Source organism: Mesorhizobium sp. IMUNJ 23033, from assembly GCF_044778005.1.
GTDB classification, from domain to species: domain Bacteria; phylum Pseudomonadota; class Alphaproteobacteria; order Rhizobiales; family Rhizobiaceae; genus Mesorhizobium; species Mesorhizobium amorphae_A.
Genome location: NZ_JBJACT010000031.1, coordinates 61865 through 87961, shown reverse-complemented (window position 1 = coordinate 87961; position 26097 = coordinate 61865). Strand labels below are relative to the sequence as shown.

Here is a 26097-nt window from a genome sequence, read left to right as displayed (position 1 = left end):
CTAGCGTTTCGGCTCGATCAGGTCCCATAGATTTCCGTAGAGATCGGCGAACACCGCCACCGTGCCGTAGGGCTCATGGCGCGGCGTTTCGCGGAATTCGACGCCCTTTTCCAGCATCGCCTGATAATCCCTGGCAAAGTCGGAGGTTTCGAGGAACAGAAAGACGCGGCCGCCGGTCTGATTGCCGATGCGGCTTGCCTGCGCCGCGTCGGACGCTTCGGCCAGCAGCAGCCGCGCGCCCTGGCCGTCAGCCGGCGTCACCGTGACCCAGCGCTTGCCGCCGCCGAGATCGACGTCCTCGGTCAGGACAAAACCCAGCCGCTCGACATACCAGGTGATCGCCTCGTCGTAGTTTTTGACCACCAGCGCGATTGTCGCCACCCGGCGATGTTCGGCGAACCCGGTCATTGATACAACCTGGTCATTTGCTGCAACCAAGTCATTTGCTGCGGCCAAGTCATTTGTTTCGAACTGCAAAGCGGCCAATGATGCGGCGCTCGGCGATGTCGTAGACAAAGATGGTGCGGCTGCCGTCGGCAAGCTCGGCATCGATCGAGATCCGGTTGCCGGACAGCGACTGGCCGACCACCTTGGCGCCGACCGGCAGCACAATGTCGCCGCTGACCGGCTCGCCGGCCGGCGCCTGGATGTCGCTGGCCAGCGGCGGGCTGGCGGGTGGCGCGTTGCGGGCTTTGTAGACAAGCGCTCCGATCACCACCATAAGGGCGAGCAACAACAGGCCGAGATTGATGGCCATGAAGCGCAAGAGTTTCTTCCGCACGCCTTCGACTTCCGGGTCGAGTGGCTTTTCTTGGTCTTCGTCGGCAATTGGCCTGGCCATGGCAAAAATTCCGGAACTTTCTTTCGATGAGCGCTCATAACGAAGAGGGCCCTGGATTGATAGAGGACCAATTCATAGAGGCCGCGCCGACCGTGCTGGAGACCGGCACTGAGGCGGCCGGCCAGCGCCTCGACCAGTGGCTGGCCGGAATGCTCGGGCCGGATATGTCGCGCAACCGGGTGCAGATGCTGATCAAGCAGGGCGCGGTCAGGATCGGCGGCAAGCCTGTTGACGAGGCCAAGCGCAAGCTGGCCGCCGGCGACGTGGTGTCGGTTATCATGCCGGAGCCGGCGCCGGCCACGCCGCAAGGCGAGGCGATCGCTCTCGACATCCTCTATGAAGATGCCGAGCTGATCGTCATCAACAAGCCGGCCGGGTTGGTTGTCCATCCCGGCGCCGGCAACTGGACCGGCACGCTGGTCAACGCGCTGATCCACCATTGCGGCGACAGCCTCTCCGGTATTGGCGGCGTCAAGCGGCCTGGCATCGTGCATCGGCTGGACAAAGAGACCAGCGGCGTCATGGTCGTCGCCAAGACCGATCGTGCCCACAAGGCGCTGTCGGAGGCCTTTGCCGACCATGGCCGGACCGGCGACCTCCAGCGCGCCTATCTCGCTTTGGTCTGGGGCATCCCGCCGAGGCCGACCGGCACGGTCGATGCACCGCTCGGCCGCGCCGCCGACCGGGTGCGCCGCGCCGTGGTGCCGGAAGGCCGTGACGACGCCCGCCACGCCGTCACCAATTTCACCGTGGTCGAGCGCTTCGGCGAGCAGCAGCAGGAGTTTGCGACGGCCAGCCTGGTCGAGTGTCGGCTGGAGACCGGCCGCACCCACCAGATCCGCGTCCACATGGCCCATATCGGCCATCCGGTGGTTGGCGATCCGGACTATGGCCAGGCCTTCCGCACCAAGGCCAACCGGCTGCCCGAGCCGCTGAAAACGACGGTGAAGGCATTTCCGCGACAGGCGCTGCACGCGCGCCTACTTGAATTTCGCCACCCGGCCACCCATTTAACGATGAGGTTCGAGGCGCCGTTACCGAGGGACATGGAGGCACTCGTCGGCGGCTTCCGCAAGCTCTGAACCCGTCATCAAGGCGCTTCAAGCCAACCATCAATAAACCTGACTGGCGTTGTTCACTTTGGCGTGACACACTGTTTCGTGTTGAACAAATGCCTGTCTTTTCTGGTTTTGTTCCTATATACACCAGTTGCCGCGAGCGAGCCTTTTGGTGCTCGCGTCACATGCCCGCCGCGTTTCGGGGGCATCACTCCAATAGAGAGGGGGCGCTACCATGGCCCAGTCACTACCCAGTATCGTTTCCGGCGAAGGCGGCCTCAGCCGCTACCTGGAAGAAATCCGCCGCTTTCCGATGCTTCAGCCGCAGGAAGAGTACATGCTCGCCAAGCGCTATGCCGAGCATGAGGATACCACGGCTGCGCACAAGCTCGTCACCAGCCATTTGCGGCTCGTCGCCAAGATCGCCATGGGCTATCGCGGCTACGGCCTGCCGATCGGCGAGGTGATCTCGGAAGGCAATGTCGGCCTGATGCAGGCCGTCAAGAAATTCGAACCGGAGCGCGGCTTCCGGCTCGCCACCTATGCCATGTGGTGGATCAAGGCCTCGATCCAGGAATACATCCTGCGCTCGTGGAGCCTGGTCAAGATGGGCACCACCGCCAACCAGAAGCGTTTGTTCTTCAACCTGCGCAAGGTGAAGGGCAAGATCCAGGCGCTCGACGACGGCGACTTGAAGCCCGAACAGATCGCCGAGATCGCCACAAGGCTCAACGTGTCCGAAGCGGAAGTGGTGTCGATGAACCGCCGCCTGTCGGGCGACGCCTCGCTCAACGCGCCCATCCGGGCGAGCGAAGGTGAGTCCGGCGAATGGCAGGACTGGCTGGTCGACGACCACGAAAGCCAGGAAGAGATGCTGATCGAGCAAGATGAGCTGGAAAATCGGCGCACCATGCTGTCCGGCGCTCTTGCCGTGCTCAACGAGCGCGAACGGCGCATCTTCGAGGCGCGTCGCCTCGCCGAGGAGCCGCTGACGCTGGAAGAGCTGTCGGCCGAGTTCGACATCAGCCGCGAGCGCGTGCGCCAGATCGAGGTGCGCGCCTTCGAGAAGGTGCAGGATGCGGTCAAGGCCGCCGCCAAGCGCCAGATGCAGGCGCTGCGCACCATCGAGGCACAGCCGGCGGCTTAAGGCTGCCGCGCATCGAACAATAACAAAACGGCGGCGCCAGGATCTGGCGCCGCCGTTTTTATTTTAGCTCAGCGTCCACGATTGACGAAGCCGGCGAACCAGCCCTTTCTCCCCGTCACTATACGGGGAGAAATGCCCGGCAGGGCAATGAGGGGCAGCGCCAAGTCTGCGAGCAATCGCATTCGGAGAGCCGGCGTGCGATCATGGCCGAACGCCGCGCCGCCCCTCATCCGCCCTTCGGGCACCTTCTCCCCGTGAACGGGGAGAAGGAAGGCTCACGCGGTCGGCTGCTTGGTCTTTCTCAGATAGGGCAGGATCGTATCGAAGGCGCCGAAGCGCTTGATCGCGTCTTCGTTGGAGACCGCGGCGGTGATGATCACATCCTCGCCCTGCTTCCAGTTGGCCGGCGTCGCCACCTGGTGCTTTGCCGTCAGCTGGATGGAATCGATGACGCGCAGTATCTCGTCGAAATTGCGGCCGGTGGTCATCGGATAGGTGAGCACCAGCTTGATCTTCTTGTCCGGGCCGATGACGTAGACCGAACGCACCGTGGCATTGTCGGCCGGCGTGCGGCCCTCCGAAGTCTCGCCGGCGCCCGCCGGCAGCATCTCGTAGAGCTTGGCGACCTTGAGTTCCTTGTCGCCGATCAGCGGATATTTCACCACCTGGCCGGTCGCGGTCTTGATGTCGTCCTGCCATTTGTCGTGGCTCGAAACCGGGTCGACCGAAATACCGATGATCTTGACGTTGCGTTTTTTGAATTCGCCCTCCAGCCCGGCCATGGTGCCAAGCTCGGTCGTGCAGACCGGCGTGAAGTTCTTCGGATGGCTGAAAAGCACCGCCCAGCCGTCGCCGATCCATTCATGGAAGCTGATTGTGCCTTGCGTGGTTTCGGCCGTGAAATCCGGCGCGATGTCGTTGATACGAAGACTCATGGCGTGTCCCTACCCTTTGACTTGCCGCCGGCACAGTCAGCCCGCCGGCGCCGCTTGGTCTTCTTAGCACTGTAGGAGCATCCTTAAAACGCTGGCGGACACCGGCGCCGGGACCTATGGCGAAATATTTTCGCCCATTTCGTGGAAATGCGGCATTTCTTCCGGGACACCCTCAGCCGGGCAGTGCTCAGGCCTTCTTCACCGCCAGGGTAACCGCCAGATCCTCCATGCGCTGAGCCAGCGCACCAAGCGCGCTGGTCAGCACGGAGTCACTCTTGTCGGCCTTGGTCAGCGCCTCGTCGCGCGTCTTGCGCAAGGTCAGTACTTCGCTTTCCATGCCCTTGACGCGTTTTTGCAGCTCCGAAAGCTCGTCCATGACCATGATGCCGGCCATGACGGTCAGCCGCTGGTCGCCGATCTCGCCAAAAGAGTCCTTCAGATGCGAAACATAGCGATCGAAGCGCTCGGCAAGATCGATCAGGTGCTCTTCCTGGCCCTCGTCGCAGGCCATGCGATACTGCTTGCCGTCGATTGAAACCGTAACCTGTGACATGGGCCTACCTGTCCAGTACCGCGCGAATGGTTTCCATCGCGGTCACCAGCCGACGTGACACTTCCTTGTTGGCATCTTCCAGCCGTTCGGCGCGCGCTTCGGAATTGTCGAGTTCTTGCGCCAGCCTGGAGCGGTCAGCGTTCATGCGCTGCACCTCTGCCTCGGCTTCCGAATAGTCGCGCTCGTGCTCGAGCTTGGCCGCGACGGCGTTTTCAAGGCCCTCGATGGCTTTACCCAGCCGGGCTATGACTTCCTTGAGCGTGGTTTCCCCGGTCATGGCTTCGTCCCTGCACCCTGCCCATCACCGAATCGTTTGCGTTCAGAACGCGTTATTCAGGAAAGATTAGGCGCCGTGTGAAGGCGACGTCAACAAAGCTCTCGCGACTGTCCCCTGCTAACGCTAATGTAGAGGGGTTGCGGCATCACAAGCCCGGCAAAAACGCACCGATTTGTTGACTCAAGGGCCGCGCCTGCTATGTGTCGCGCACCCTTTCCAGGCCTCTCCCAAGGCCCCAAACCCCCACCCCGGAGGAAGCATGACCTCGCGTGAACAGCATGATCGGATGGCCAACGCGATCCGTTTTCTCTCCATGGACGCCGTCGAGAAGGCAAATTCCGGCCACCCCGGCCTGCCGATGGGCTGCGCCGACATCGCCACGGTGCTGTTCACCCGCTTCCTGAAATTCGACGCCAAGGCTCCGCATTGGGCCGACCGCGACCGCTTCATCCTGTCGGCCGGCCACGGCTCGATGCTGCTCTATTCGCTGCTGCATCTGACAGGCTACGAGGACATGACCCTCGACCAGATCAAGAATTTCCGCCAGCTCGGATCGAAGACCGCGGGCCACCCGGAATACGGCCATGCCGAGGGCATCGAGACGACCACCGGCCCGCTCGGCCAGGGCCTTGCCAATTCGGTCGGCTTCGCGCTCGGCGAGCGCATCATGAACGCCGCCTTCGGCAACGACCTCGTCGACCACTACACCTATGTGCTGGCCGGTGACGGCTGCCTGATGGAAGGCGTCTCCCAAGAAGCCATCGCGCTGGCCGGCCACCTCAAGCTGAACAAGCTGATCGTCTTCTGGGACAACAACAACATCTCGATCGACGGCCCGGTGTCGCTCGCCGACAACACCGACCAGGTCGCCCGCTTCCAGGCCTCCGGCTGGAACGCCAGCCATATCGACGGCCAGGATCCGGAAGCGATCGCCTATGCCATCGAGGCGGCGCGCCATTCCGACAAGCCGACCATGATCGCCTGCAAGACGACGATCGGCTTCGGCGCCCCGACCAAGGCCGGCACCAACAAGGCGCATGGCTCGCCGCTCGGCGCCGAGGAAATCGCCGGCGCAAGGAAGTTCTTCGGCTGGGATTCGGCCCCCTTCGAGATTCCGGCCGACATCCTCGACGCCTGGCGCGCTGCCGGCAAGGCTGGCGTCAAGTCGCGCACCGACTGGGAAGGCCGCCTCGCCAAGGCCGACGCCAAGCTGCAGGCCGAGTTCGAGCGCCGCGTCAGTGGCAAGCTGCCGTCGAATTTCGACGCCGTCATCGCCGACTACAAGAAGAAGCTCTCAGCCGACAAGCCGAAGGTCGCCACCCGCAAATCGTCGGAAATGGCACTGGAAATCATCATTGGCGCAGTGCCGGAGACCATCGGCGGCTCCGCCGACCTGACCGGCTCCAACAACACCAAGACCAGCCAGACCAAGAACATTACCCCGGACGACTACGGCCAGCGCTATGTCCATTACGGCGTTCGCGAGCACGGCATGGCGGCAGCACTCAACGGCCTGACGCTGCATGGCGGCCTGATCGCCTATGGCGGCACGTTCATGTGCTTCTCCGACTATGCCCGTCCGTCGATGCGCCTTGCCTCGCTGATGGGCATCGGTTCGATCTTCGTCATGACCCATGATTCCATCGGCCTTGGCGAAGACGGCCCGACCCACCAACCGGTCGAGCATCTGGCGGCACTGCGCGCCATTCCGAACCATTTTGTGTTCCGCCCGGCCGACGCGGTCGAAACCGCCGAATGCTGGCAGCTGGCGATCGAATCGAAAAAGACGCCGTCGACGCTGGCGCTGACCCGCCAGAACCTGCCGACGGTGCGCACCGAATACGCCGCCAAGAACCTCAGCGCTTCCGGCGCCTACGAGCTTGCCGCCGCCAGCGGCGAAGCGGCGGTGACGATCTTCGCCACCGGTTCCGAAGTCGAGATCGCGCTTGGCGCGCGCGACTTGCTGGAGAAGCACGGCCATCCGACCCGCGTCGTCTCGGTGCCCTGCTTCGAACTGTTCGACCTGCAGAGCGATGATTACCGCAAGAAGACGATCGGCAACGCGCCGGTGAAGATCGCCATTGAGGCCGGCATCCGCCAGGGCTGGGATCACCTCATCGGCACCGACGGCATCTTCATCGGCATGACCGGCTTTGGCGCCTCCGGCACCATCGAGCAGCTCTATCCGCATTTCGGCATCACCGCGGATGCGGCCGCGAAGGCGGCGGAAGCCCGCCTGCACGGCAAGTAAGGCATTGAGGGCCGGCGCGCGAATTGCTTCAGGCGATTTCGCGGGCTGGCCCAACCTAATCGATTTAAATCCAGGCCCTGCATGGCTGGATTCTTCGCCCGTCCGCCGCTATGAAGCAGCAGACCCAATTGCCTTCCAGCTCCCAGGGAGAGAAAAATGACCGTCAGAGTTGCCATCAACGGATTTGGCCGCATCGGCCGCAACATCCTGCGCGCCATCCATGAATCCGGCCGCAAGGACATCGACGTCGTCGCCGTCAACGACCTCGGCCCGGTCGAGACCAACGCGCACCTGCTGCGCTACGATAGCGTGCATGGCCGCTTCCCGCACGAGGTGTCGGTGTCCGGCGACCAGATCACCGTCGGCAAGGAGACCTTCAAGGTCACCGCCATCAAGGACCCGACGCAGCTGCCGTGGAAGGAACTCGGCATCGATATCGCGCTCGAATGCACCGGCATCTTCACCGCCCGCGACAAGGCCGCCGCGCACCTGACCGCCGGCGCCAAGCGCGTCCTCGTCTCGGCGCCGGCAGAGGGCGCCGACCTCACGGTCGTCTACGGCATCAACCACGACAAGCTGACCAAGGACCACATCGTCATCTCGAACGCCTCCTGCACCACCAACTGCTTGGCGCCGCTGGCCGCAGTGCTGCACGACGCGGTTGGCATCGAGAAGGGCATGATGACGACGATCCACTCCTACACCGGCGACCAGCCGACGCTGGACACCATGCACAAGGACCTCTACCGCGCCCGCGCCGCGGCCCTCTCGCAGATCCCGACCTCGACCGGTGCCGCCAAGGCGATCGGTCTGGTGCTGCCCGACCTCAAGGGCAAGCTCGACGGCATCTCGATCCGCGTGCCGACCCCGAACGTCTCGGTCGTCGACCTCAAGTTCATCGCCAAGCGCTCGACCACCGTGCAGGAAATCAACGAGGCCGTGATCGCCGCCTCCAACGGCAAGCTGAAGGGCATCCTCGGCGTCACCCATCACCCGAACGTCTCGATCGACTTCAACCACGATCCGCACTCCTCGGTCATGGCGCTCGACCAGACCAAGGTCATGGACGGCAACTTTGTTTCGGTGCTGTCCTGGTACGACAATGAATGGGGCTTCTCCAACCGCATGGGCGACACCGCCGTCGCTTTCGGCAAGACCATCGCCTGATCGCAAGGCTCTCTTTTCGAGACCTGAAACGCCCGGCTTTGCCCGGGCGTTTTTCGTTATGCACGACATGATCGTTGCGGCATTCCGGGCGACAGGGAATATCGGGCAGGGTCTGGCTTCCCTTGGATTGTGGCCGAGGCGCCAAACTATCCGGAAATCAGCGGCATAGGCCAAAAAGCCACCCTCCCGCCTTGCACTGGTCACGTCTTCGCCTCACTCTCCCGTAATTCGATGAGAACGCGAATGTGAGGGGCAAATTCGGATGGAGCATGCGATCTATCTCGTGACGCTGATCGGCACCGCGCTTGTCGTTGCCGCCGCGTTTTCGAGCCTGATCGCATTCCGCTTCGGCGCCCCCCTGCTGCTGCTGTTCCTCTGCATTGGTCTCGCCACCGGAACCGATGGCCTCGGCATCGAATTCGACAATGCGCGGCTGGCTTATTTTGCCGGCTCACTGGCGCTCGCCGTCATCCTGTTCGATTCCGGTTTCGGCACGCCGCTCAACGCCCTGCGCCAGGCGGCCGGGCCGGCGCTGTCGCTGGCGACCGTCGGCGTCATTCTGACCACCGGCCTGTTCGGCGCCGCCGCCTATTACCTGCTCGACCTCACCTGGCTGGAATCCTTCCTGCTCGGCGCCGCCGTCGCCTCGACCGATGCGGCTGCCGTGTTCTTCCTGCTGCGCGCCGGCGAGATCAATCTGCGCGAACGCGTGCGTGCAACGCTCGAAGTCGAATCCGGCACCAACGACCCGATCGCCATCTTCCTGACCATCACCTTGGTCGAGATCATCGCCGCCCACGCCAATCCGGAAACCAATGTCCTGGTCACCAACCTTGTCCTCGGCTTCCTGCTCAATATGGGCCTTGGCGCCGTCGTCGGCGTGCTCGGCGGTCTCGCCATCGTGCGCCTGGTCGACCGGCTCAACCTCGACCATGGCCTGTTGCCGATCTTCGTGCTGACCCTGTCGCTGATGGTGTTCGCCGCCGCCGGCGCCATCGGCGGTTCCGGTTTCCTCGCGGTGTATCTGGCGGGGCTGGTCGCCGGCAATTCCGACATCCGCGCCGTCACCATCCTGAAGCGCTTCCAGGACGGCATGTCGTGGCTGGCGCAGATCATCATGTTCCTGATCCTCGGCCTGTTCGCCACGCCCTCGCAATTTCCGGCGATCCTGGTGCCGGCGGTGCTGCTTGGCCTGTTCCTGATCTTCGTCGCCAGGCCGATCGCCGTCTGGCTCTGCCTGATCCCGTTCCGCCTGCCCCGTCCCGAGATCGCCTTTGTCTCCTGGGTCGGTCTGCGTGGCGCGGTGTCGATCCTTTTGGCCATCACGCCGCTGCTCGGCGGCCTGGAAAACGGCCGCACCATCTTCAACACCGCCTTCATCATCGTGCTGGTGTCGCTTGTCATCCAGGGCTGGACCGTCGGGCCTCTGGCGCGCCGCCTCGGCCTGATCGTGCCGGCCCGGCTCGGGCCGCTGGACAAGGTCGAACTTGAACTGCCGGGCTCGGCCCATCACGAACTGCTCGCCTATCGCGTCGCGCCGGGCAGTCCAGTGGCGCGCGGCGAACGCATCCCACGCTGGGCCAGGCCCTCGCTGGTGCTGCGCGACGGCCGCTCGATGCGCTTCCAGGACATGGGCCGGCTTGCCGCCGGCGACCACGTCTACATCTTCGTGCCGGACCGCTATCCGCGCCTGCTTGACAAGCTGTTTGCCAGCCGCGCCTTGGTCGACCCCGAGGATGCCGACTTCTTCGGCGCCTTCGCCGTCGATCCGACACGCTCGGCCGCGGAACTGGAAGCCGCCTATTCGCCGGGCCTGACCGAGGCCGAGAGCAAGCTGACCATCGGCGCCCTGGTCACAGAGCGCCTTGGCAGCCATGCCGAATATGCTGACCGTGTCCTGCTCGGTCCGATCGAGCTGATCGTGCGCGACGTCGACGACAAGGGCAAAATCACAGGCCTTGGCCTGTCCTTCGAACCGACCGCACCGGTGGCGCGCGTGCCGGTGTTCCTGAGCGCCGGCGAAATCCGCGACCGCCTCGCCGCCTTCGTCCGCAGATGGCGCAAGCCGGCCGAAGTGCCTGCTGCCGAGCTTCATGCGGAGGAAGCACCGGGGCCGGCCAATGAAAAGGCCGCGAGCGAAAGCTGATCTTTCGAGGCGACATCATTTTTGCGCGCGCGCCTTCACGCGGGCCTTGCATCGTCGTCGGTGCGGGGTATGGTCCCGGCGATTTTTCGCGAAAAGGGATCAGCATGGCCGGCTTCAAGACACTGGACGACATCGGCAACATCTCCGGCAAGCGCGTGCTGGTGCGCGTCGACCTCAACGTTCCCGTCACTGAGGGCAAGGTCACCGACGTCACCCGCATCGAGCGCATCGCCCCGACCCTGGCCGAATTGTCCGGCAAGGGCGCCAAGGTCATCCTGCTTGCCCATTTCGGCCGTCCCAAGGACGGCCCGACCCCGGAGTTCTCGCTGGAGCCGATCGCCAACGCGACGGCGGAGGTGCTCGGCCGACCCGTCGGCTTCGCATTGGACTGCATTGGCGACACAGCGGCAAGCGCCGTCGCCGCCATGAACAAGGGCGAAGTGCTGCTGCTCGAAAACACCCGCTTCTACAAGGCCGAGGAGAAGAACGATCCGGCCTTCACCGAAAAGCTCGCCGCCAATGGCGATATCTTCGTCAACGACGCCTTCTCCGCCGCCCACCGCGCCCATTCATCGACCGAAGGGCTGGCGCATCTCTTGCCGGCCTATGCCGGCCGCACCATGCAGGCCGAACTCGACGCGCTGGAAAAGGGCCTCGGCAATCCGGTTCGCCCGGTCGTCGCCATCGTCGGCGGCGCTAAGGTCTCGACCAAGATCGACCTCTTGATGAACCTGGTGAAGAGGGTCGACGCGCTGGTCATCGGCGGCGGCATGGCCAACACCTTCCTCGCCGCGCGCGGCACCGCCGTCGGCAAATCGCTGTGCGAGCACGACCTTGCCACCACCGCCAAGCAGATCATGATCGAAGCGGCCGAAGCCGGCTGCGCCATCATCCTGCCGGTCGACGGCGTCGTGGCGAAAGAGTTCAAGGCGGGTGCGGCCAGCGAAACCGTCGCCATCTCGGAGGTGCCGGCCGACGGCATGATCCTCGATGTCGGCGAGAAAACCGTGAAAGCCGTCGCCGACTGGATCGACCGCGCCGCGACGCTGGTCTGGAACGGTCCGCTCGGCGCCTTCGAGATCGCGCCTTTCGACCATGCGACGGTGGCAGCGGCCAGGCACGCAGCGGCCCGCACCAAGGCCGGCAAGCTGGTCTCGGTGGCCGGCGGCGGCGATACGGTGGCGGCACTCAACCATGCCGGTGTGGCCGACGACTTCACCTATGTCTCGACCGCCGGCGGCGCCTTCCTGGAATGGATGGAGGGCAAGCCATTGCCGGGCGTCGAGGTGCTGAAGCGCTGAGAGCGTCTGGCTTGAGCGATCAATACTAGGAGAGCGCGCCGGGGCGGCCGCAACTTTCAATCGATTCGAGCTTTCCGGCGTCATTTCTTTGGCGGTAATGTTCTGCTAGCGCGGAAACAACACCGTCAAGGAGAAGCAAAATGAGCGAACGTCTCGAAGACATTGCCGCCGCGATCGTCGCCGACGGCAAGGGCCTCTTGGCCGCCGATGAAAGCTCCGGCACCATCAAGAAGCGTTTCGACGTCATCGGCGTCGAATCGACCGCCGACAGCCGCCGCGATTACCGCGAGATGATGTTCCGCGCCAAGGACGCGATGACGAAATACATTTCCGGCGTCATCCTCTATGACGAAACCATCCGCCAGAAGGCCGCCGACGGTACGCCGCTGGTCGACATCATCAAGGCTTCAGGCGCCATCCCCGGCATCAAGGTCGACGCCGGCGCCAAGCCGCTGGCCGGTTTTCCCGGCGACACCATCACCGAAGGCCTCGACGGCCTGCGCGAGCGGCTCGCTGAGTATTACAAGATGGGCGCGCGCTTCGCTAAATGGCGCGCGGTGATCGACATCGACGTCGCCAAAGGCGTGCCGTCGGCCACCTCGATCGGCTCCAACGCCCATGCGCTGGCCCGCTATGCGGCGCTTTGCCAAGAGGCCGGCATCGTGCCGATCGTCGAGCCGGAGGTGCTGATGGACGGCGCCCACGACATCGACACCTGCTACGAGATCAGCAAGGCGACGTTGACGAAGCTCTACACCGAGCTTTATGCGGCCCGCGTTGTCCTCGAAGGCACCATCCTCAAGCCCAACATGGTTTTGGCCGGCAAGAAGTCGGGCAAGGTAAGTAGTCCGGAAGAAGTCGCCGAACGGACCATAAAGCTGTTCCGCGAGATGGTGCCGTCGGCGGTGCCGGGCATCGCCTTCCTCTCCGGCGGGCAATCGGACGAGGAAGCCACCGCCAACCTCAACGCCATCAACGTCATCGGTCCGCATCCGTGGAAACTGAGCTTCTCCTACGGCCGCGCCTTGCAGGCCGCCCCGCAGAAGGCCTGGAGCGGCAAGGCGGAAAATGTTGCCGCCGGCCAGGCCGCCTTTGCCCATCGCGCGCGCATGAACCATCTGGCGGCGCTCGGACAATGGCAGCCGGCGCTGGAAAAGGCCGCCTGACCATACCTCTTCTGTCTTGATCCGGACCCGGGCCGTGTGCCCGGGTTTTGTTTGCCCGGTTGTTGGGCCAGCCCTCCCGCATGACCATGTCCTCCCCGGAAAAACAGGCGGTCATGTCGGTTTGCGCCGACCCCGAACGTCCTTGGGGCGAACGACAGGGAGAAAGTTCATGCCAAACAACAAGATCGTTTCGCGGGAAGACTGGTTCGAAGCACACAAGGCGCATCTGGCGCGCGAAAAGGAACTCACGCGCTTTCGCGACCGCATCGCCGCCGAGCGGCGCGACTTGCCCTGGCTCAAGATCAGAAAGGACTACGTCTTTGAAACCGGGAAGGGCCCGAAGAAACTGGCCGACCTGTTCGCGGGCAAAAGCCAGCTGATCGTCTACCACTTCATGTTCGGCCCAGGCGCCGACTACCGCTGCGAAGGCTGTTCGTTCCTCGCCGACCACATCGACGGCGCCAACCTGCATCTCAAACACCACGACGTGTCACTGGTCGTGGTGTCGCGGGCGCCGCTGGCCGAACTGCTGCCCTACAAGCAGCGCATGGGCTGGAAATTCGACTGGGTGTCGTCCTACGCCTCGGACTTCAATTTCGACATGCAGGTCTCTTTCACCGACAAGCAGATCGCGGCGGGCGACACCACCTACAATTTCGAGACGCGTCCCCGGACATCGAAGGATCTTCCCGGCGCCAGCGTGTTCTACGGCGATGCGGCCGGCGACATCTTCCTGACCTTCATGACACGCGCCCGTGGCGGCGACCCGCTGATCGGCGCCTACCACTATCTCGACATGACGCCCAAGGGCCGCAACGAGACCGGTCCCTACAACGGGCTGATGGACTGGGTGCGGCTGCATGACGAATACCAGGAGAGGCGCCAGGCTGAGCACGATTGCTGCCGCTGACGAGAGTGGCAGCCGCGCAAGCCCGTTCATTTGCGGCGCCGCATGCGCTAAAGGGCTGGTTGCAATCCGTTCAATGGTATCGCCATGCGTTTTCCAGCCCTCCTCACCTGGCTCGCCTTCCCGGTCTATATCTGGCAGGGGCTTGGCGTGCGCCGCCGCACCACCCGCATGCTGCCGGCGCAGGGGCCGGTCATGCACGAAATATCAGGCAGGCAGCCGGCGATCTCGCTGCTGGTGCTGGGCGATTCCTCGGCCGCTTCGGTCGGCATCGGCAATTCCGAGGACGGGCTTGCCGCGCAGCTGGCCGCGTTGATCTCGCAAGGCACCGGCCGCGTCGTGCGCTGGCGGGCGGCCGGCTTCAATTCGGCAACGTCGGGCCAAATCCGCGATCATGTCCTGCCCAATCTGTCGGCCGATTCGTGGACGCATATCGTGCTGGCCATCGGCACCAACGACACCAAGAACTTTCATTCGGTGCCGCGCTTCAAGAAGGAGTTCGGCGGCCTGCTCTATGCGCTGCGCGCCAAATGGCCGGAGGCGCGCGTGGTGTGGTCGCCGGTGCTGGAATTCACCCGCGCGCCGGCCATGCCGCCACTGCTCGGCAAGATCCTCGAAATTCGCGCCACCGAGATGAACCGCATGGGCGAGCGCCTCTGTCTCGAGCGCGGTGCAGTGCCGGCGCCGCGGCTGCCGATCACCAACCCGGAGGCCGGCTTTGCCTCCGACGGTTTTCATGCCTCGGAGGCCGGTTACCGGGCCTGGGCCGAGCATCTGGTCGGCCTGGTGTTGGCGGATGGGCAAGGCGAGGCGCTGTAGCGGCTTGCGCCCTTACCCCCAATGGCCGAGCAGCGCCGTTATCGAGATCGCCGCCATGGCCAGCACCGCCAGCTTCCAGAAGTCGCTGCGCCGCTTCAGCCCCGGCCAGCCGAGCGGCTTGATCAGCTGGATTGCCATGATGCCAATGATGACGAGAGCGAGGAGTTTCGACATGCCGCTTTTGACCAGCATCGCGCGCGGCTGTCAAAGCGGTTCTCCCGTCATCTCAGCCGGCTGAGCCGTTCCTGACAAAAGACCCGTTTCTAAGGCACTCGCACGCTAACCCAACGCCTTCTTCGACGGCCTGACATCCTCCTGACAGACTGCTGTCAGGAGGGGTGTGCGATGATGCTCTCATCAAACACAGGAGAGTCGTCATGAACGGTTTTACGATTATGCGCAGCGTCCAGCACTATGTCGGCAAGATCCGCACCATACGCAACGAGATCCGCACCCAGCGTTTTATGAACGATCTGCCGGCGCACATCCGCAAGGACATTGGCTGGCCGGACATGTATGCCAACGGCCGCCACATCGATAGCTGAGATGTTTTTTTACGCGCCGCGCTTGGCTGCGGAGGCAGCGACGCCCAGATGTAACTCGCGGGGCTGCTGAAGGCTCCTGACAGTATGCTGTCAGGAGCGGCGTGCGATAAAGCGGTTAAGTTCAGGAGAAAGACATGGCCTTCATCCCTGCAAAAGCCTCGGCCTGGTTCGAGATTCCCGTCACCGACATGGACCGCGCCCGCGCCTTCTATGCGTCGGTGCTGCAGAACGATCTGGTGCTCGAGGAGAGCGGCCCGAATCCGATCGCCATGTTCAGCGCGCAGGAGCGGATGGCATCTGGCCACGTCTATCCCGGCAAGCCGGCAGCACCGGGAACCGGCCCGACGATCCATTTGTCGGTGGCCGCGCCCATCGAGGATGCGATGGAGCGGGTAACGCAAAATGGCGGCCAGGTCGTCTCGCCGGCGATCTCCATTCCAGCCGGCACATTCGCTTATTGCCTCGACCCTGACGGCAACAGTTTCGGCCTTTTCGTCTAGGTACGCGCATGGTGAAAAGCTGGAACGATAGGCTGAACACAGCGGGGATCAACGGCATCAAACCGTCGCCGCGCACGGTGGCCGACGTCGTCGAAGGCCAGTCGATGCTGGTGCCGACGGCACGCCAGGTCGACGATTTCATCCGCTCCATTCCCAAGGGCGTCGAAATGGATGTCCGCGCCCTGCGCACCGCTTTAGCCATCGAGCACGGTGCCGAAGTGACATGTCCGGTCACCATCGGCTATCATCTGCGCACCGTCGCGGAGGCCGCCAATGAGGATCTGGAGCGCGGCATGTCGCTGAGTGACGTCGCACCCTTCTGGCGGGTGATCGACGCCAAGACGCTGACAACGAGGAAATTGTCCTTCGGCGCGGAGTTCGTCGCCGCGCAGCGCAAGCGCGAAGGGCTAAAACCATAATGCATGTCGCCCGACCACGACATGCATAAAGACAACGCCGAGGGACCATACGATGCGCCGTGCCGACAGGCTCTTCCAGATCGTGCAGCATCTGCGCGGTGGCCGTCTGGTCACTGCCCAGAAGTTGGGCACATGGCTCGAGGTTTCCGAGCGAACCATCTACCGCGACATCGCCGATCTGCAGTCGACCGGGGTGCCGATCGACGGCGAGGCGGGCGTTGGCTACATGATGAGGGAGGGTTTCGACCTTCCGCCGCTGATGTTCACGCGTGACGAGATCGTGGCGCTGGTCGCGGGCGCCCGCATGGTGCGGGCCTTTGGCGGCGCCGCCATGGCCAGGGCCGCCGACGAGGCGCTTGTCAAGATCGGCGCCGTGCTGCCCGACGCCGAGAAAGACCGCATCGCCCGTACCGAGATCCATACGCCGATGTGGGTGGTGAGCGATGCCGCGCGCGAGGCGATCGACCTGATCGAGCGCGCCGTCGAGAAACGCCAGGTGCTGACCATCGACTACTCGGACGAGGCCGGCCGCGGCACCGCGCGCGACATACGGCCGCTCGGCCTGTGGTTCTGGGGCAAGGTGTGGACGCTGGTCGCCTGGTGCGAGATGCGCGACGATTTTCGCGCCTTCCGCATCGACCGCATCGCTTCGGTCGTGATCGCCGGCCGCATCTTCAAGCCGGAACGCGGTAAGCAGCTGGCTGATTTCTACCGGGCGGTGGAGCGCAGCGAAGACTACGGCATGACGCCGGATCGGGCGGCGCGTAGCTGAGGCAGCGCGAGACAACCGATGAAAAAGCCCGCTCGAAGCGGGCTTTTTTGTTGGTTGCCGAGAAGCTTACTCCTCGTCCGCTTCCTCATCCTTGTCTTTCGACTTCAAGGCCGAAAGCTTGGCGAAGACGGCGTTGGCATCGAGCTCGGCATCCTCGTCCTTGGGCTTTTCCGGCGCCGGCACCAACCGTTCGGTCAGCGCCGCCGGTAGCAGCGTATCGCCGACAGGCTGCGCCTGCTCGCGGCCGCGCGAGGCGCGATTGACTTCCATGTCGAGGTCGATCTGCGAGGCCAGACCCAGCGTCACCGGGTCCATCGGCTGCAGATTGGCCGAATTCCAGTGCTTGCGCTCGCGGATCTGGTCGATCGTCGACTTGGTGGTGCCGACGAGGCGCGAGATCTGCGCGTCCTTCAGCTCCGGATGGTTGCGCACCAGCCACAGGATGGCGTTCGGCCGGTCCTGGCGCTTCGACAGCGGCGTGTAGCGCGGACCCTTGCGCTTGGATTCCGGCACCCGCACCTTGGGGTCAGAGAGCTTCAGACGATGGTTTGGATCCTTCTCGGCGCGCGCGATCTCGTCGCGGGTCAGCTGACCGGTCATAATCGGGTCCATGCCCTTGATGCCTTGCGCCGATTCGCCGTCGGCGATCGCCTTGACCTCGAGCGGATGCAGCCCGCAGAACTGCGCGATCTGCTCGAAGGAGAGCGCAGTGTTGTCGACCAGCCAGACGGCGGTCGCCTTGGGCATCAGCAGCGTATTGGCCATTTTAAAAATCCTTCTCGTTCGCCCGCGTTCCCGCGCGGGCGGTGGTTTTAGAGCCACCAAAATGGGAAATTCGCGGCCTGTATAACCGCTCCGCTGTCATTTCGCAATGTTTTTGGGAAAGTCGCGGCAAGAGCGGCGACAGAGCATGGCAACGGCCGATCAGCGATCGGCGGTCGGTACCGCCGCAAGGGGCGGGCCACAAAGACAAAACCCGCCGGACAGGGTCCAGCGGGCTCGGAGCCGGCGACGCAAAACTGTCAGCGGCGGCTCTGGCTTCTTTCGGCAGGTCCGGCCTTTCGGGCCGGACCTGCCGGAAAATCAAATCGCCTGGCGGGCGATTCTCTCGATGTCGCCACGGTTGATGCCGAGGTCGTGCAGCTGACGGGCGTTGAGCTTGTTCAGCTCGCGCACGGTTTCGTTGTACATGCGCCAGTTACGGTAAGCGCGGATCGGGTTCATGGTAGTCCTCCATTTGTTGGATCAAATCGTTTCGATGCCGCTTAGATAGGCATCGTTGCCCAAGAAATGAACGGACGCTTTTGCATGGCCGCAATGCAATTGTGCATTGCAGCATTAAGCCTTTGTTCAGGATGCAGCAGGCGACGCGCGCACCCAGGATCCTAGCCGACGTCGAGCACGATCTTGCCGATATGCTCGCCCTCCTCCATCCGCTCATGCGCCCGCCAGGCATCCGTGAGCGGGTAGATCATGTCCATGACCGGCGCTATCCTGCGGGTGCCGAGCAGCGGCCACACCTGCGCCTCGAGCGCGGCGGCGATTGCCGCCTTGAATTCGACGGTGCGTGGCCTGAGCGTCGAGCCGGTATGGGTGAGCCGCTTGACCATGATCTTGGAGAAATCGGCGCTCGCCACGGCGCCGCCCTGCAAGGCGATCTGCACGATGCGGCCTTCTATCGCCGCCGCCTCGTAATTGCGCACGATGTAGTCGCCGCCGACCATGTCGAGGATGACATTGGCGCCCTTGCCGGCGGTCGCGTCCTTGACCGCGGCGACAAAATCCTCTTCGCGGTAGTTGATCGCCCGGTCGGCGCCGAGCTTGAGGCAGGCGTCACATTTCTCCTTGCTGCCGGCGGTGGTGATGACGTAGGCGCCGAAGGCGGATGCCAGCTGGATCGCCGTGGTGCCGATGCCTGACGAGCCGCCATGGACGAGCAGCGTCTCGCCGCTTTTCAGGCCGCCGCGCTCGAAGACATTGTGCCAGACGGTGAAATAGTTCTCCGGCACCGCCGCCGCCTCGGTGTGGGTGAAGCCGGCCGGCAGCGGCAGCACGCTGCCGGCATGCACCTTGACATATTCGGCATAGCCGCCGCCTGGCGTCAGCGCGCAGACCCGGTCGCCGATGCGCCAGCGCGATATCTCGTCGCCCAGGGCCGCCACTTCGCCCGACGCTTCGAGGCCCGGCAGGTCGGACGCGCCGGGTGGCGGCGGATAGGCGCCCTTGCGCTGCTGCACATCGGGCCGGTTGACGCCGGCAGCGCGAACCCGGATCAGGATCTCGCCCGGACCGGGCATGGGTACGTCGCGCGTTTCCGGCTTCAGCACCCGTGGGCCGCCGGGTTCGGAAATCGCAATGGCCGTCATCTTCGCCGGAATTTTCTGTGCGCTCGCCATGAACTGTCCCGTCTCGAATATGCCGCTCTGTCGCCGGCTGTTTGCATCAGCACCCCTGCCCTATGTATGCTGATTGCCAAATCAGGCAAATGCTGAATCAGGGAGGAGCGACGATGGCGATCTTCGACGACGAACCCAAAAAGAAAGCCCGTCCGCACGAGATCGGACAGGATCTGGCGCTGCTTTCGGTCGGCGAGCTCACCGAGCGGATCGGCATCCTGCGCGACGAGATCGCCCGGCTGGAAGGCGAGCTCAAGAGCAAAAGCACGACCAAATCCGCTGCCGAGGCGCTGTTTCGCCGTGGATGATTTCCACCGATAGGCCTTCGGAGCTGCGACGCGCGCCGCTGAAAAGCCCGAATGCCACTGTCTTCAGACCTGCGCCCCGAAATTCCAGCCGGATCAAAACATGTTCGCAACCTACAGGCCGATCCTTTCGCTGCTTCGCGGCACCGCCTTCCTGCTCGCAGCCTCCGGTCTGCACGGGCTGCTTCTGCCGCTGCGCGGCCAGGTGGAAGGGTTTTCAACGGCATCGCTCGGCCTGATGGGCACGGCCTGGGCCGGCGGCTTCGTCACCGGCTGTTTCTTTGCGCCTCGCATCGTGCGGCGCGCCGGCCATGTCAGGGCCTTCGGCGCCTTTGCCGCGTCGGGCGCCATCGTCGCCCTGCTCACCGGCCTCGTCATCGACGAATATATCTGGATCCTGCTGCGCGCCTTCACCGGCTTCACCATGGCCGGCGCCTTCATGGTCATCGAAAGCTGGCTGAACGAGAAGGCCACCAACGAGAACCGCGGCACCGTCTTCGGCCTTTACATGATGGTCACCTACGCCTCGATCATGGGCGGCCAGATGATCGTTGCAGGCGGCGACGTGAAATCGGCCTCGCTGTTCATGATCACCGGCATATTGTTCTGCCTGTCGCTAATCCCGACCGCCGTCTCGTCGGCTTCGCACCCCAAGCCGCTGCAGGACGTCAAGCTCGACGTCAAAGGGCTCTATGCCAATTCGCCGGTTTCGGCGATCGCCTGCCTGCTGATCGGCATCGCCAATGGCGCCTGGGGCACGCTGGGCGCAGTCTATGGCGCCCGCATCGGCATTTCCACGGCCGAGATCGCGCTGATGATGAGCCTCGTGGTCGTTGCCGGCGCCGCCATGCAGCTTCCGGCCGGGCGTCTGTCCGACAAGACCGATCGCCGTTTCGTGCTGGCCGGCGCTGCCTTCGGCGCGGCATTGTTCGCCATCCTGATGTTCCTGTTCGAACCGCGCTCCAGCCTGTTCGTCATCGTCTTCACCGCCGCCTATGGCGCCTTCGCCTACACGCTCTATTCGATCGCCGTGGCGCATGCCAACGACCACGCCCGCGCCGAGGACTTCGTCAAGGTCTCCGGCGGCCTGCTGCTGCTTTATGGCTTCGGCACCATGATCGGCCCGTTGCTGGCAGCCGGCCTGATGGGCTGGTTTCGTCCCGAGGGACTGTTTCTTGCAACCGCGCTCGCGCATCTTTGCCTGGCCGCCTACACGCTGCTGCGCATCAGCCGCCGCGCTCCGGTGCCGATCGAAGATCGCGACGCGTTCACGACGCAGCCGGCCGACCGCTCGGTCACACCGGAAGCCTTGCGGCTTGATCCGCGCAGAAAGAATGAAACCAATGGTTGAGATTTCGGGAGCTTTGCCCCACAAATAAGGCATGATCTTTTCCGACGCCTTCATGGCGATCGCCGATCCGAACCGGCGCTACCTTCTCGAAGAGCTCCGGCGCGGCCCGAAGACCGTCAACGAACTCGCTGCCGGGCTGCCAGTGTCGCGCCCGGCCGTTTCCCAGCATTTGAAAGTGCTGCTCGACGCGGGCCTGGTCAACGCCAAGGCCGAAGGCACCAGGCGCGTCTATGCGGTGAGCAGCGCCGGCTTCCTCGGATTGAACGTCTGGCTCGACCAGTTCTGGGAAGCCGGGGAGCTTGGGTCGCCCGGAAGCTGAGACATCGTCGGCCAGATTTCGGCGATCGGCGCTAACCGTTGTTGTAGGGAAACAGCTTGAAATAGGGCTGCGCTTCCTCGATCACGCGGGCCACCGACGGCCGCGCGAGCAGGCGGTCGTGGTAGCGCTTTACTGCCGGGTAGTTGTCGCCGAACGGCTCGACCTTGTTGGCATAGAACAAGGCCGGCGCCGCGGCGCAGTCGGCCATGGTGAAGGCATCGCCCACCGCCCATGTCCGCGACTGCATCTCCCTTTCGATGATGGCGTAGGAGCCACGCAGCTGGGCGCGGGCCTGCTCGACGCCGAACGGATCGGTGTTGCCTTCCGGCCGCAGGCGGTCGCCGACGACCTTCTGCATCGGCTCCTGGACATAGAAATCGTAGAAGCGATCGGCCAGGCGAACCTGACGGGCAAGATCGATATCGGCCGGGATCAGGTCGACCGGTCCGGGGTAATGCGCGTTGAGGTATTCGATGACGATGGTCGATTCCGGCACCGTATGGCCAAGCGCCTCGTCCTGCAGCACCGGCATCTTGCCGGCGGGCGACAGCTTCAGGAAGGCGGCACGCGACTGCTCGTTGCCGAGATCGACGATGACGGAGTTGAACGGCGTGCCGTTCTCGTAGAGCGCGATGAGCGGCTTCCAGCAGAAGGACGCCAGCGGGTGGAGATGCATGGTCAGAGACATTGTCTGCTCGCTTCTTTCTTAGGCAATTCCAGGAAAAGTGTGTAGCGGTTTTCCGTCCGGAATTGCGTCAAAACAAAAAGGATAGAGCGGTTCTGCGTTTCCGTGAAACGGTGAACCGCTCTGGTCATCGATTTCAATAGTGAGGCACGTGCTTACCTATCGCCGCAAGTCCGACCTGACAGTGACCGCGCTCAGCCTGCCTGGCTATGCGTCGCGATGGCGGCGACGATTTCCGGCCAGTCATCGGGATGCAGTTCGTGGCCGCCGCCTTCGATCCGCACCAGCCTTGCACCAGCGACCGCCTCGGAAAGAGCGGCGCCATGCTCGACCGGGAAGATCGGGTCCGCCGTGCCGTGGATGACGAGGAGCGGAGCCTTCATGTTATGCAAGCGGCCCTTCCAGTCCTCACCACCTTGAAGCATGAAGTGGTTGGTCGCGCTCAAAAGGCCACCGGAGCGGTCGTAGTCTTGCTCGACGAACGCTCTCGTCCGTTTCTCGTCGAACGGATGCGCAATGCCGGCGATGGCGCGCGCGTCACTGACCACGAAGCCTATCACCTGGTCACGATCCGCCCAATCGACCTTCGCGCCTTCGGCCGAATGCTCCCGATAGGCATCGGTCGTTCCGGGCAGACGGGACGTGTCCACGCCCATCGGCGAACTGCTGACGACCGTGAGCGTCGTGACGCGCCATGGGTGTTTCAGCGCCACAAGCTGCGCGATCATGCCGCCCATCGACATGCCGACGACATGCGCGCTCTCAACACCATGATCGTCGAGCACGCGGATGGCATCATCGGCCATGTCGTCGAACGTGTAGGGCGGCTCGCCCGGCGTATATTTGGTCGACAGCCCGGTATCGCGATTGTCGTAGCGGATCACGAAGCGGCCCGCATCGGCGAGCTTCCGGCAGAACGCCTCCGGCCACCAGAGCATGGAAGCCATGGCGCCCATGATCAGCAGCACCGCCGGATGCGCCGGATCGCCAAACGTCTGCGATACGATTTCGGGTTGCTCGTTCCTGCTCATGCTTCTCCTCCATCGCATTCAAATCCGATTGCATTTTGCAATCAGTTGCACGATAATAAGACTGATAAGATAATGCAACCAGTTTTTGCTGGAGACTCGCATGAGCACCGACCACCGGTCCGGATGTCCGATCAACTTGTCGCTCGAAGTGTTTGGCGACCGCTGGAGCCTGATCATCCTGCGCGACATGATCTTCGGCGGCAGGCGCCATTTCCGCGAACTGCTCAACGGGTCGATCGAGGGCATCGCTTCCAACATCCTTGCCGACCGGCTGAAGCGGCTGATGGAGTTGGGCATGCTGACCAAGGCCGACGATCCCTCCCACAAGCAGAAGGCAATCTATAGCCTGACCGAGATGGCGATCTCGCTGGTGCCTATCCTGGCGCATCTCGGCGCCTGGGGCCGTGTCTGGCTGCCGGTCACTGAGGAACTCTCGATCCGCGCCGAGCTTCTGGAGAAAGGCGGCCCACCGATGTGGGAGCACTTCATGGACGATTTGCGCCACGAGCATCTCGGCGCCCCCGCCCGCGCAGCGGGCCCCACCGTGCGCGCAATCTTGCAGGCCGGGTATGAGGCCGTGGTCGCGCGCAAGGCGCTCGGTGCCGTGCGCAACCCGGCCTGACCAACTTATTTTCGCAATTGCGGGCCGGCTCTGCTATCAAGGACCTGAAAGCAATAATTTATGGGATTGGACAACGCTCTTGGTCGAGAACTCTAAGGATACCGCCCGCGCACGGGCTGATTTGCGTTTCAAGAAGCAGGAAGAAGCGGCCACGGTCCGCCAGAAGGCGATGGCTGAGTATGTCGCTGAGAGCGACGCCCGCCAGGCCAAGACCAACAAGCTGAGGGCGCTGCGCCTGGCCAAGGAAGCCGAAGACCTCGCCAATGCGGCAGCTGCTCCGGCCAAAAAACCGGCGCGGGCCAAGAAAAAATAGCCTTCTTCACCAGCAGTCTGTAAGTAGCCGCACGGCGATGCCATATCGGGCGCGTGCCGGTCGCCGGCTCGTTCCATGGTGGCCTCGCCTTCCGTTTCGCCTTTTCACGCGAAGCAATTTCAACCGCAATCGGGATTTCGCATCTCCTGCGGCCGGTCGATGATTGACGCGTTTCAACAGGAGATTGCCATGACCGCACTGACGCTCGCCAAAGCCATCGAGATCATCGGCGCCGCCTTCGCCAAAGGTGCGGAGCTCAAGCTCAAGCCGCTGGGCGTATCGGTCCTCGATGCCGGCGCCCATCTTGTCGCCTTCCAGCGCCAGGACGGCGCCTCGTTCCTGCGTCCGCAAATGTCGGCTGGCAAGGCCTATGGAGCACTGGCGATCGGCATGGGCTCGCGCCGCGTCGAGGCCTTCGCCAAGGAGCGGCCGCATCTCGTCGCCGGCATCTCGGACGTATCGGGCGGCCGCGTGCTGCCCGTTGTCGGCGGCGTGCTGATCCGCGACAAGTCAGGCACCGTCATCGGCGCGGTCGGCATTTCCGGCGACACGTCGGACAATGATGAGGCAGCCGCAATCGCCGGCATCGAAGCAGCCGGCTTCACCGCCGACCCGGGCTGAGGCGCACCGAGCCCTTAATTCAAGTTGATATCCCGGCTTGCCGAGCGCATCGACACCGAGAAGCCGGCCAGTACATCGAACAGCGCAATCACCATCAGCGTGAAGAAGACGGAATGCGCCGCGCCCTTCACCAGCAGGAACTCGACCAGGAACGCCACGAAGACCAGCGTCGACAAGAGATGATCCAGGATCGAGGCATTCGTCGTGCGCACCGACTTCACCATTTCGGCGAACAGGAAGACCAGCGCGATCAGCACCATCAGGTCGCCAAGCGTCATCGAGAACACCCCGCCCGACATCATGCCGATCGAGAACATCTCGGTTGCCCACGGGTCGTCGCCGCTGCCGAAGATTCCGAGAAGTCCGAGATTGTAGAGCACGAAGGGCACGATCAGCAGCGGAATGGCACCGAACATTGCGGGTCTCCGGTTGGGTGCGTGTCGCCCAAAGGCGGGCTTCAGACAGCGATACGCACGGAAACAACAACTCGAGGTGCGCCGCACAGTGCCGCTCAGATACGGCGCGCTCTGATCTCTCACTAGCAGCGCCCGGGCCATTGTCGTCAAGATTTTTCGCGCGCGTAGCGAACACGGACAAAGACCGTCCGAAACAACGGCGTCAGCAGCAACCGGGCTACCACGTTGCGGTACCCGAAGGGGGCTCACCTGGTCGTCAAAAATAACGCTCAAGGTTCGAGCGGATGCGATCCAACACGGTGTGGCCGGAGGTGTCGGGAAGGAATTTCTTGCCGGTGATTGCCTCATAGGCCTGCGCGTAGACGCGCGAAGCCTGGCTTACGACCTCGTCCGGTATCTTCGGTATCGAATCCCTATAAGGATCGCACCGCGCCGAGACCCACGACCTGATGAAGTCCTTGTCGAAACTCTCCGGACGATTGCCGCTTTCGAAGGCCCCTTCGTAGCTCGCCGCGATCCAGTACCGGCTGCTGTCCGGCGTATGGATTTCGTCGGCAAGAATTATGGTGCCGTTCTTGTCGGTGCCGAATTCGTATTTCGTATCGGCGAGGATCAGGCCGCGTTCGGCGGCGCGCGCCTGGCCCCTGGCGAACAACTGCAAGGCGTAGTTCGATACGGTATCCCACTGCGCCTGCGTGAGAAGGCCCTGTTCGATGATTTCGGCCTTGGACAGAGGCTCATCATGAGCACCGTCCAAGGCCTTGCTCGTCGGCGTGATGATCGCCTCAGCCAGTTTTTCGTTGTCACGCAAGCCATCAGGCAGGCTGATGCCATACAGGTCCCGCTCACCCTTCCGGTACTTGGTCAATATCGAGGTGCTGGTGGTTCCCGCCAGATAACCGCGCACGACGATCTCGACCGGCAGAATATCGAGCCGGGTGCCAATGACGACGTTTGGGTCGGGGTATTCCAGAACATGGTTCGGACAGATATCGGCGGTTTCCTCGAACCAGTACCGTGCAATCTGGGTCAGGATCTCTCCCTTGAGCGGGATCGAGGTCAGGATGATGTCGAAGGCGCTGACCCGGTCGGTGGCGATGATGATGCGCCTGCCGTCCGGCAGGTCGTAGTTCTCGCGGACCTTGCCCCTGTAGTGGCCCGGCAATTCGGGAATGAAGGCATCGGACAGAGTGCGCATCGGATCTCCTGCCTTCCGAAGATTGGTGGATTCCAT

Annotated in this window: 32 protein-coding genes; 19 read left to right on the top strand and 13 right to left on the bottom strand. The window is 63.5% G+C overall.

Annotated elements, in window-relative coordinates; translation table 11 throughout:
* Together ACFX5Q_RS27800 and ACFX5Q_RS27795 are read right to left on the bottom strand one after the other, a co-directional pair.
* The gene (locus tag ACFX5Q_RS27800; RefSeq protein ID WP_404283101.1) at positions 1 to 408 is read right to left on the bottom strand and encodes a VOC family protein; all 408 of its coding nucleotides are present in this window, start codon (positions 406 to 408) and stop codon (positions 1 to 3) included.
* A 49-nt stretch (positions 409 to 457) separates the two neighbouring features.
* Positions 458 to 841: a fimbrial protein gene (locus ACFX5Q_RS27795; protein ID WP_404283099.1), complete on the bottom strand. Its 384-nt coding sequence runs from the start codon at positions 839 to 841 to the stop codon at positions 458 to 460.
* A 26-nt stretch (positions 842 to 867) separates the two neighbouring features.
* On the opposite strand from ACFX5Q_RS27795, the gene ACFX5Q_RS27790 reads away from it, so the two are divergent.
* Together ACFX5Q_RS27790 and rpoH are read left to right on the top strand one after the other, a co-directional pair.
* Positions 868 to 1923: an RluA family pseudouridine synthase gene (locus tag ACFX5Q_RS27790; RefSeq protein WP_404283097.1), complete on the top strand. Its 1056-nt coding sequence runs from the start codon at positions 868 to 870 to the stop codon at positions 1921 to 1923.
* Positions 1924 to 2134: 211 nt separating this feature from the next.
* Positions 2135 to 3046: an RNA polymerase sigma factor RpoH gene (rpoH, locus tag ACFX5Q_RS27785; protein WP_404283095.1), complete on the top strand. Its 912-nt coding sequence runs from the start codon at positions 2135 to 2137 to the stop codon at positions 3044 to 3046.
* A 275-nt stretch (positions 3047 to 3321) separates the two neighbouring features.
* Here the strand turns inward: rpoH and ACFX5Q_RS27780 are convergent, their stop codons facing one another.
* From ACFX5Q_RS27780 to ACFX5Q_RS27770, 3 genes are all read right to left on the bottom strand, one after another.
* Complete coding sequence (locus tag ACFX5Q_RS27780) at positions 3322 to 3981, bottom strand: peroxiredoxin (RefSeq protein ID WP_120013472.1); 660 nt, start codon at positions 3979 to 3981, stop codon at positions 3322 to 3324.
* 187 nt (positions 3982 to 4168) lie between these two features.
* Positions 4169 to 4534 carry a cell division protein ZapA gene (locus ACFX5Q_RS27775; protein ID WP_006200775.1) on the bottom strand — a complete coding sequence of 122 codons (366 nt, stop codon included), beginning with the start codon at positions 4532 to 4534 and terminating at the stop codon, positions 4169 to 4171.
* Positions 4535 to 4538: 4 nt separating this feature from the next.
* A complete protein-coding gene (locus ACFX5Q_RS27770) occupies positions 4539 to 4811 on the bottom strand; it encodes a DUF4164 domain-containing protein (protein WP_006200774.1) in 273 nt (90 codons plus the stop codon).
* Positions 4812 to 5070: 259 nt separating this feature from the next.
* On the opposite strand from ACFX5Q_RS27770, the gene tkt reads away from it, so the two are divergent.
* From tkt to ACFX5Q_RS27735, 7 genes are all read left to right on the top strand, one after another.
* Positions 5071 to 7062: a transketolase gene (tkt, locus tag ACFX5Q_RS27765; protein ID WP_404283093.1), complete on the top strand. Its 1992-nt coding sequence runs from the start codon at positions 5071 to 5073 to the stop codon at positions 7060 to 7062.
* A gap of 156 nt (positions 7063 to 7218) precedes the next feature.
* Positions 7219 to 8229 carry a type I glyceraldehyde-3-phosphate dehydrogenase gene (gene gap / locus ACFX5Q_RS27760; protein WP_404283091.1) on the top strand — a complete coding sequence of 337 codons (1011 nt, stop codon included), beginning with the start codon at positions 7219 to 7221 and terminating at the stop codon, positions 8227 to 8229.
* A 262-nt stretch (positions 8230 to 8491) separates the two neighbouring features.
* On the top strand, positions 8492 to 10375 hold the full coding sequence (locus ACFX5Q_RS27755; RefSeq protein ID WP_404283090.1) for a potassium/proton antiporter: 1884 nt from the start codon (positions 8492 to 8494) through the stop codon (positions 10373 to 10375).
* A gap of 104 nt (positions 10376 to 10479) precedes the next feature.
* Positions 10480 to 11676 (top strand): phosphoglycerate kinase, encoded by a 1197-nt coding sequence (locus ACFX5Q_RS27750; protein WP_404283088.1) that lies wholly within the window; start codon positions 10480 to 10482, stop codon positions 11674 to 11676.
* A gap of 140 nt (positions 11677 to 11816) precedes the next feature.
* Positions 11817 to 12842, top strand: coding sequence for a class I fructose-bisphosphate aldolase (locus ACFX5Q_RS27745; protein WP_404283087.1), 1026 nt, complete (start codon positions 11817 to 11819; stop codon positions 12840 to 12842).
* Positions 12843 to 13011: 169 nt separating this feature from the next.
* The gene (locus tag ACFX5Q_RS27740; protein WP_404283085.1) at positions 13012 to 13752 is read left to right on the top strand and encodes a DUF899 domain-containing protein; all 741 of its coding nucleotides are present in this window, start codon (positions 13012 to 13014) and stop codon (positions 13750 to 13752) included.
* A gap of 84 nt (positions 13753 to 13836) precedes the next feature.
* Entirely contained in the window at positions 13837 to 14568 is a 732-nt protein-coding gene (locus ACFX5Q_RS27735; protein WP_404283084.1) for an SGNH/GDSL hydrolase family protein, read from the top strand.
* A 12-nt stretch (positions 14569 to 14580) separates the two neighbouring features.
* On the opposite strand, the gene ACFX5Q_RS27730 is transcribed toward ACFX5Q_RS27735, so the two are convergent.
* The gene (locus ACFX5Q_RS27730) at positions 14581 to 14742 is read right to left on the bottom strand and encodes a hypothetical protein (RefSeq protein ID WP_120013607.1); all 162 of its coding nucleotides are present in this window, start codon (positions 14740 to 14742) and stop codon (positions 14581 to 14583) included.
* Positions 14743 to 14945: 203 nt separating this feature from the next.
* Here ACFX5Q_RS27730 and ACFX5Q_RS27725 point away from each other — a divergent pair, with 203 nt between their 5' ends.
* The 4 genes from ACFX5Q_RS27725 (at position 14946) to ACFX5Q_RS27710 (ending at position 16804) form a co-directional block, all read left to right on the top strand.
* Positions 14946 to 15113: a hypothetical protein gene (locus ACFX5Q_RS27725; RefSeq protein WP_404283082.1), complete on the top strand. Its 168-nt coding sequence runs from the start codon at positions 14946 to 14948 to the stop codon at positions 15111 to 15113.
* 134 nt (positions 15114 to 15247) lie between these two features.
* Positions 15248 to 15613 carry a VOC family protein gene (locus tag ACFX5Q_RS27720; RefSeq protein ID WP_404283080.1) on the top strand — a complete coding sequence of 122 codons (366 nt, stop codon included), beginning with the start codon at positions 15248 to 15250 and terminating at the stop codon, positions 15611 to 15613.
* A gap of 8 nt (positions 15614 to 15621) precedes the next feature.
* Positions 15622 to 16032, top strand: a complete 411-nt coding sequence (locus tag ACFX5Q_RS27715) for a hypothetical protein (RefSeq protein WP_404283078.1) — start codon at positions 15622 to 15624, stop codon at positions 16030 to 16032.
* Between the two features lie 52 nt (positions 16033 to 16084).
* Positions 16085 to 16804 (top strand): YafY family protein, encoded by a 720-nt coding sequence (locus ACFX5Q_RS27710; RefSeq protein WP_065518138.1) that lies wholly within the window; start codon positions 16085 to 16087, stop codon positions 16802 to 16804.
* Positions 16805 to 16870: 66 nt separating this feature from the next.
* Here the strand turns inward: ACFX5Q_RS27710 and ACFX5Q_RS27705 are convergent, their stop codons facing one another.
* The 3 genes from ACFX5Q_RS27705 to ACFX5Q_RS27695 form a co-directional block, all read right to left on the bottom strand.
* On the bottom strand, positions 16871 to 17569 hold the full coding sequence (locus ACFX5Q_RS27705) for a DUF1013 domain-containing protein (protein ID WP_006203788.1): 699 nt from the start codon (positions 17567 to 17569) through the stop codon (positions 16871 to 16873).
* A 318-nt stretch (positions 17570 to 17887) separates the two neighbouring features.
* Entirely contained in the window at positions 17888 to 18028 is a 141-nt protein-coding gene (locus ACFX5Q_RS27700) for a DUF1127 domain-containing protein (RefSeq protein WP_404283076.1), read from the bottom strand.
* Positions 18029 to 18189: 161 nt separating this feature from the next.
* The gene (locus ACFX5Q_RS27695; protein WP_404283074.1) at positions 18190 to 19200 is read right to left on the bottom strand and encodes an NAD(P)H-quinone oxidoreductase; all 1011 of its coding nucleotides are present in this window, start codon (positions 19198 to 19200) and stop codon (positions 18190 to 18192) included.
* 113 nt (positions 19201 to 19313) lie between these two features.
* On the opposite strand from ACFX5Q_RS27695, the gene ACFX5Q_RS27690 reads away from it, so the two are divergent.
* From ACFX5Q_RS27690 to ACFX5Q_RS27680, 3 genes are all read left to right on the top strand, one after another.
* The gene (locus ACFX5Q_RS27690; protein WP_404283073.1) at positions 19314 to 19508 is read left to right on the top strand and encodes a DUF1192 domain-containing protein; all 195 of its coding nucleotides are present in this window, start codon (positions 19314 to 19316) and stop codon (positions 19506 to 19508) included.
* Between the two features lie 100 nt (positions 19509 to 19608).
* Positions 19609 to 20856, top strand: a complete 1248-nt coding sequence (locus tag ACFX5Q_RS27685; protein WP_404283071.1) for an MFS transporter — start codon at positions 19609 to 19611, stop codon at positions 20854 to 20856.
* A 31-nt stretch (positions 20857 to 20887) separates the two neighbouring features.
* The gene (locus ACFX5Q_RS27680) at positions 20888 to 21175 is read left to right on the top strand and encodes a helix-turn-helix transcriptional regulator (protein ID WP_192182141.1); all 288 of its coding nucleotides are present in this window, start codon (positions 20888 to 20890) and stop codon (positions 21173 to 21175) included.
* Positions 21176 to 21206: 31 nt separating this feature from the next.
* On the opposite strand, the gene ACFX5Q_RS27675 is transcribed toward ACFX5Q_RS27680, so the two are convergent.
* Together ACFX5Q_RS27675 and ACFX5Q_RS27670 are read right to left on the bottom strand one after the other, a co-directional pair.
* Entirely contained in the window at positions 21207 to 21863 is a 657-nt protein-coding gene (locus ACFX5Q_RS27675; RefSeq protein ID WP_404283069.1) for a glutathione S-transferase family protein, read from the bottom strand.
* A gap of 191 nt (positions 21864 to 22054) precedes the next feature.
* A complete protein-coding gene (locus ACFX5Q_RS27670) occupies positions 22055 to 22891 on the bottom strand; it encodes an alpha/beta fold hydrolase (RefSeq protein ID WP_404283068.1) in 837 nt (278 codons plus the stop codon).
* A gap of 100 nt (positions 22892 to 22991) precedes the next feature.
* On the opposite strand from ACFX5Q_RS27670, the gene ACFX5Q_RS27665 reads away from it, so the two are divergent.
* From ACFX5Q_RS27665 to ACFX5Q_RS27655, 3 genes are all read left to right on the top strand, one after another.
* Positions 22992 to 23513, top strand: coding sequence for a winged helix-turn-helix transcriptional regulator (locus ACFX5Q_RS27665; protein WP_404283066.1), 522 nt, complete (start codon positions 22992 to 22994; stop codon positions 23511 to 23513).
* A 79-nt stretch (positions 23514 to 23592) separates the two neighbouring features.
* Positions 23593 to 23826 (top strand): hypothetical protein, encoded by a 234-nt coding sequence (locus tag ACFX5Q_RS27660; RefSeq protein ID WP_192182137.1) that lies wholly within the window; start codon positions 23593 to 23595, stop codon positions 23824 to 23826.
* Between the two features lie 189 nt (positions 23827 to 24015).
* On the top strand, positions 24016 to 24447 hold the full coding sequence (locus ACFX5Q_RS27655) for a heme-binding protein (protein ID WP_192182136.1): 432 nt from the start codon (positions 24016 to 24018) through the stop codon (positions 24445 to 24447).
* 14 nt (positions 24448 to 24461) lie between these two features.
* Here the strand turns inward: ACFX5Q_RS27655 and ACFX5Q_RS27650 are convergent, their stop codons facing one another.
* Positions 24462 to 24863, bottom strand: coding sequence for a hypothetical protein (locus ACFX5Q_RS27650; RefSeq protein ID WP_120013490.1), 402 nt, complete (start codon positions 24861 to 24863; stop codon positions 24462 to 24464).
* A gap of 256 nt (positions 24864 to 25119) precedes the next feature.
* Entirely contained in the window at positions 25120 to 26061 is a 942-nt protein-coding gene (locus ACFX5Q_RS27645) for a phosphoribosylaminoimidazolesuccinocarboxamide synthase (RefSeq protein ID WP_404283065.1), read from the bottom strand.
* Positions 26062 to 26097: the final 36 nt, after the last annotated feature.

Bases quoted from the DNA above. Each gene is read 5' to 3' on its own strand.
- ACFX5Q_RS27780 (WP_120013472.1), bottom strand. From the start codon at position 3,981: ATGAGTCTTCGTATCAACGACATCGCGCCGGATTTCACGGCCGAAACC.
- ACFX5Q_RS27745 (WP_404283087.1), top strand. From the start codon at position 11,817: ATGAGCGAACGTCTCGAAGACATTGCCGCCGCGATCGTCGCCGACGGC.
- ACFX5Q_RS27690 (WP_404283073.1), top strand. From the start codon at position 19,314: ATGGCGATCTTCGACGACGAACCCAAAAAGAAAGCCCGTCCGCACGAG.
- ACFX5Q_RS27725 (WP_404283082.1), top strand. From the start codon at position 14,946: ATGAACGGTTTTACGATTATGCGCAGCGTCCAGCACTATGTCGGCAAG.
- ACFX5Q_RS27675 (WP_404283069.1), bottom strand. From the start codon at position 21,863: ATGTCTCTGACCATGCATCTCCACCCGCTGGCGTCCTTCTGCTGGAAG.
- tkt (WP_404283093.1), top strand. From the start codon at position 5,071: ATGACCTCGCGTGAACAGCATGATCGGATGGCCAACGCGATCCGTTTT.
- ACFX5Q_RS27670 (WP_404283068.1), bottom strand. From the start codon at position 22,891: ATGAGCAGGAACGAGCAACCCGAAATCGTATCGCAGACGTTTGGCGAT.
- ACFX5Q_RS27720 (WP_404283080.1), top strand. From the start codon at position 15,248: ATGGCCTTCATCCCTGCAAAAGCCTCGGCCTGGTTCGAGATTCCCGTC.
- ACFX5Q_RS27695 (WP_404283074.1), bottom strand. From the start codon at position 19,200: ATGGCGAGCGCACAGAAAATTCCGGCGAAGATGACGGCCATTGCGATT.
- ACFX5Q_RS27715 (WP_404283078.1), top strand. From the start codon at position 15,622: ATGGTGAAAAGCTGGAACGATAGGCTGAACACAGCGGGGATCAACGGC.
- ACFX5Q_RS27710 (WP_065518138.1), top strand. From the start codon at position 16,085: ATGCGCCGTGCCGACAGGCTCTTCCAGATCGTGCAGCATCTGCGCGGT.
- ACFX5Q_RS27645 (WP_404283065.1), bottom strand. From the start codon at position 26,061: ATGCGCACTCTGTCCGATGCCTTCATTCCCGAATTGCCGGGCCACTAC.
- ACFX5Q_RS27770 (WP_006200774.1), bottom strand. From the start codon at position 4,811: ATGACCGGGGAAACCACGCTCAAGGAAGTCATAGCCCGGCTGGGTAAA.
- ACFX5Q_RS27730 (WP_120013607.1), bottom strand. From the start codon at position 14,742: ATGTCGAAACTCCTCGCTCTCGTCATCATTGGCATCATGGCAATCCAG.
- ACFX5Q_RS27705 (WP_006203788.1), bottom strand. From the start codon at position 17,569: ATGGCCAATACGCTGCTGATGCCCAAGGCGACCGCCGTCTGGCTGGTC.
- ACFX5Q_RS27650 (WP_120013490.1), bottom strand. From the start codon at position 24,863: ATGTTCGGTGCCATTCCGCTGCTGATCGTGCCCTTCGTGCTCTACAAT.
- ACFX5Q_RS27775 (WP_006200775.1), bottom strand. From the start codon at position 4,534: ATGTCACAGGTTACGGTTTCAATCGACGGCAAGCAGTATCGCATGGCC.
- ACFX5Q_RS27685 (WP_404283071.1), top strand. From the start codon at position 19,609: ATGTTCGCAACCTACAGGCCGATCCTTTCGCTGCTTCGCGGCACCGCC.
- ACFX5Q_RS27655 (WP_192182136.1), top strand. From the start codon at position 24,016: ATGACCGCACTGACGCTCGCCAAAGCCATCGAGATCATCGGCGCCGCC.
- ACFX5Q_RS27735 (WP_404283084.1), top strand. From the start codon at position 13,837: ATGCGTTTTCCAGCCCTCCTCACCTGGCTCGCCTTCCCGGTCTATATC.
- ACFX5Q_RS27740 (WP_404283085.1), top strand. From the start codon at position 13,012: ATGCCAAACAACAAGATCGTTTCGCGGGAAGACTGGTTCGAAGCACAC.
- ACFX5Q_RS27795 (WP_404283099.1), bottom strand. From the start codon at position 841: ATGGCCAGGCCAATTGCCGACGAAGACCAAGAAAAGCCACTCGACCCG.
- ACFX5Q_RS27800 (WP_404283101.1), bottom strand. From the start codon at position 408: ATGACCGGGTTCGCCGAACATCGCCGGGTGGCGACAATCGCGCTGGTG.
- ACFX5Q_RS27755 (WP_404283090.1), top strand. From the start codon at position 8,492: ATGGAGCATGCGATCTATCTCGTGACGCTGATCGGCACCGCGCTTGTC.
- gap (WP_404283091.1), top strand. From the start codon at position 7,219: ATGACCGTCAGAGTTGCCATCAACGGATTTGGCCGCATCGGCCGCAAC.
- ACFX5Q_RS27700 (WP_404283076.1), bottom strand. From the start codon at position 18,028: ATGAACCCGATCCGCGCTTACCGTAACTGGCGCATGTACAACGAAACC.
- ACFX5Q_RS27665 (WP_404283066.1), top strand. From the start codon at position 22,992: ATGAGCACCGACCACCGGTCCGGATGTCCGATCAACTTGTCGCTCGAA.
- ACFX5Q_RS27750 (WP_404283088.1), top strand. From the start codon at position 10,480: ATGGCCGGCTTCAAGACACTGGACGACATCGGCAACATCTCCGGCAAG.
- rpoH (WP_404283095.1), top strand. From the start codon at position 2,135: ATGGCCCAGTCACTACCCAGTATCGTTTCCGGCGAAGGCGGCCTCAGC.
- ACFX5Q_RS27680 (WP_192182141.1), top strand. From the start codon at position 20,888: ATGATCTTTTCCGACGCCTTCATGGCGATCGCCGATCCGAACCGGCGC.
- ACFX5Q_RS27790 (WP_404283097.1), top strand. From the start codon at position 868: ATGAGCGCTCATAACGAAGAGGGCCCTGGATTGATAGAGGACCAATTC.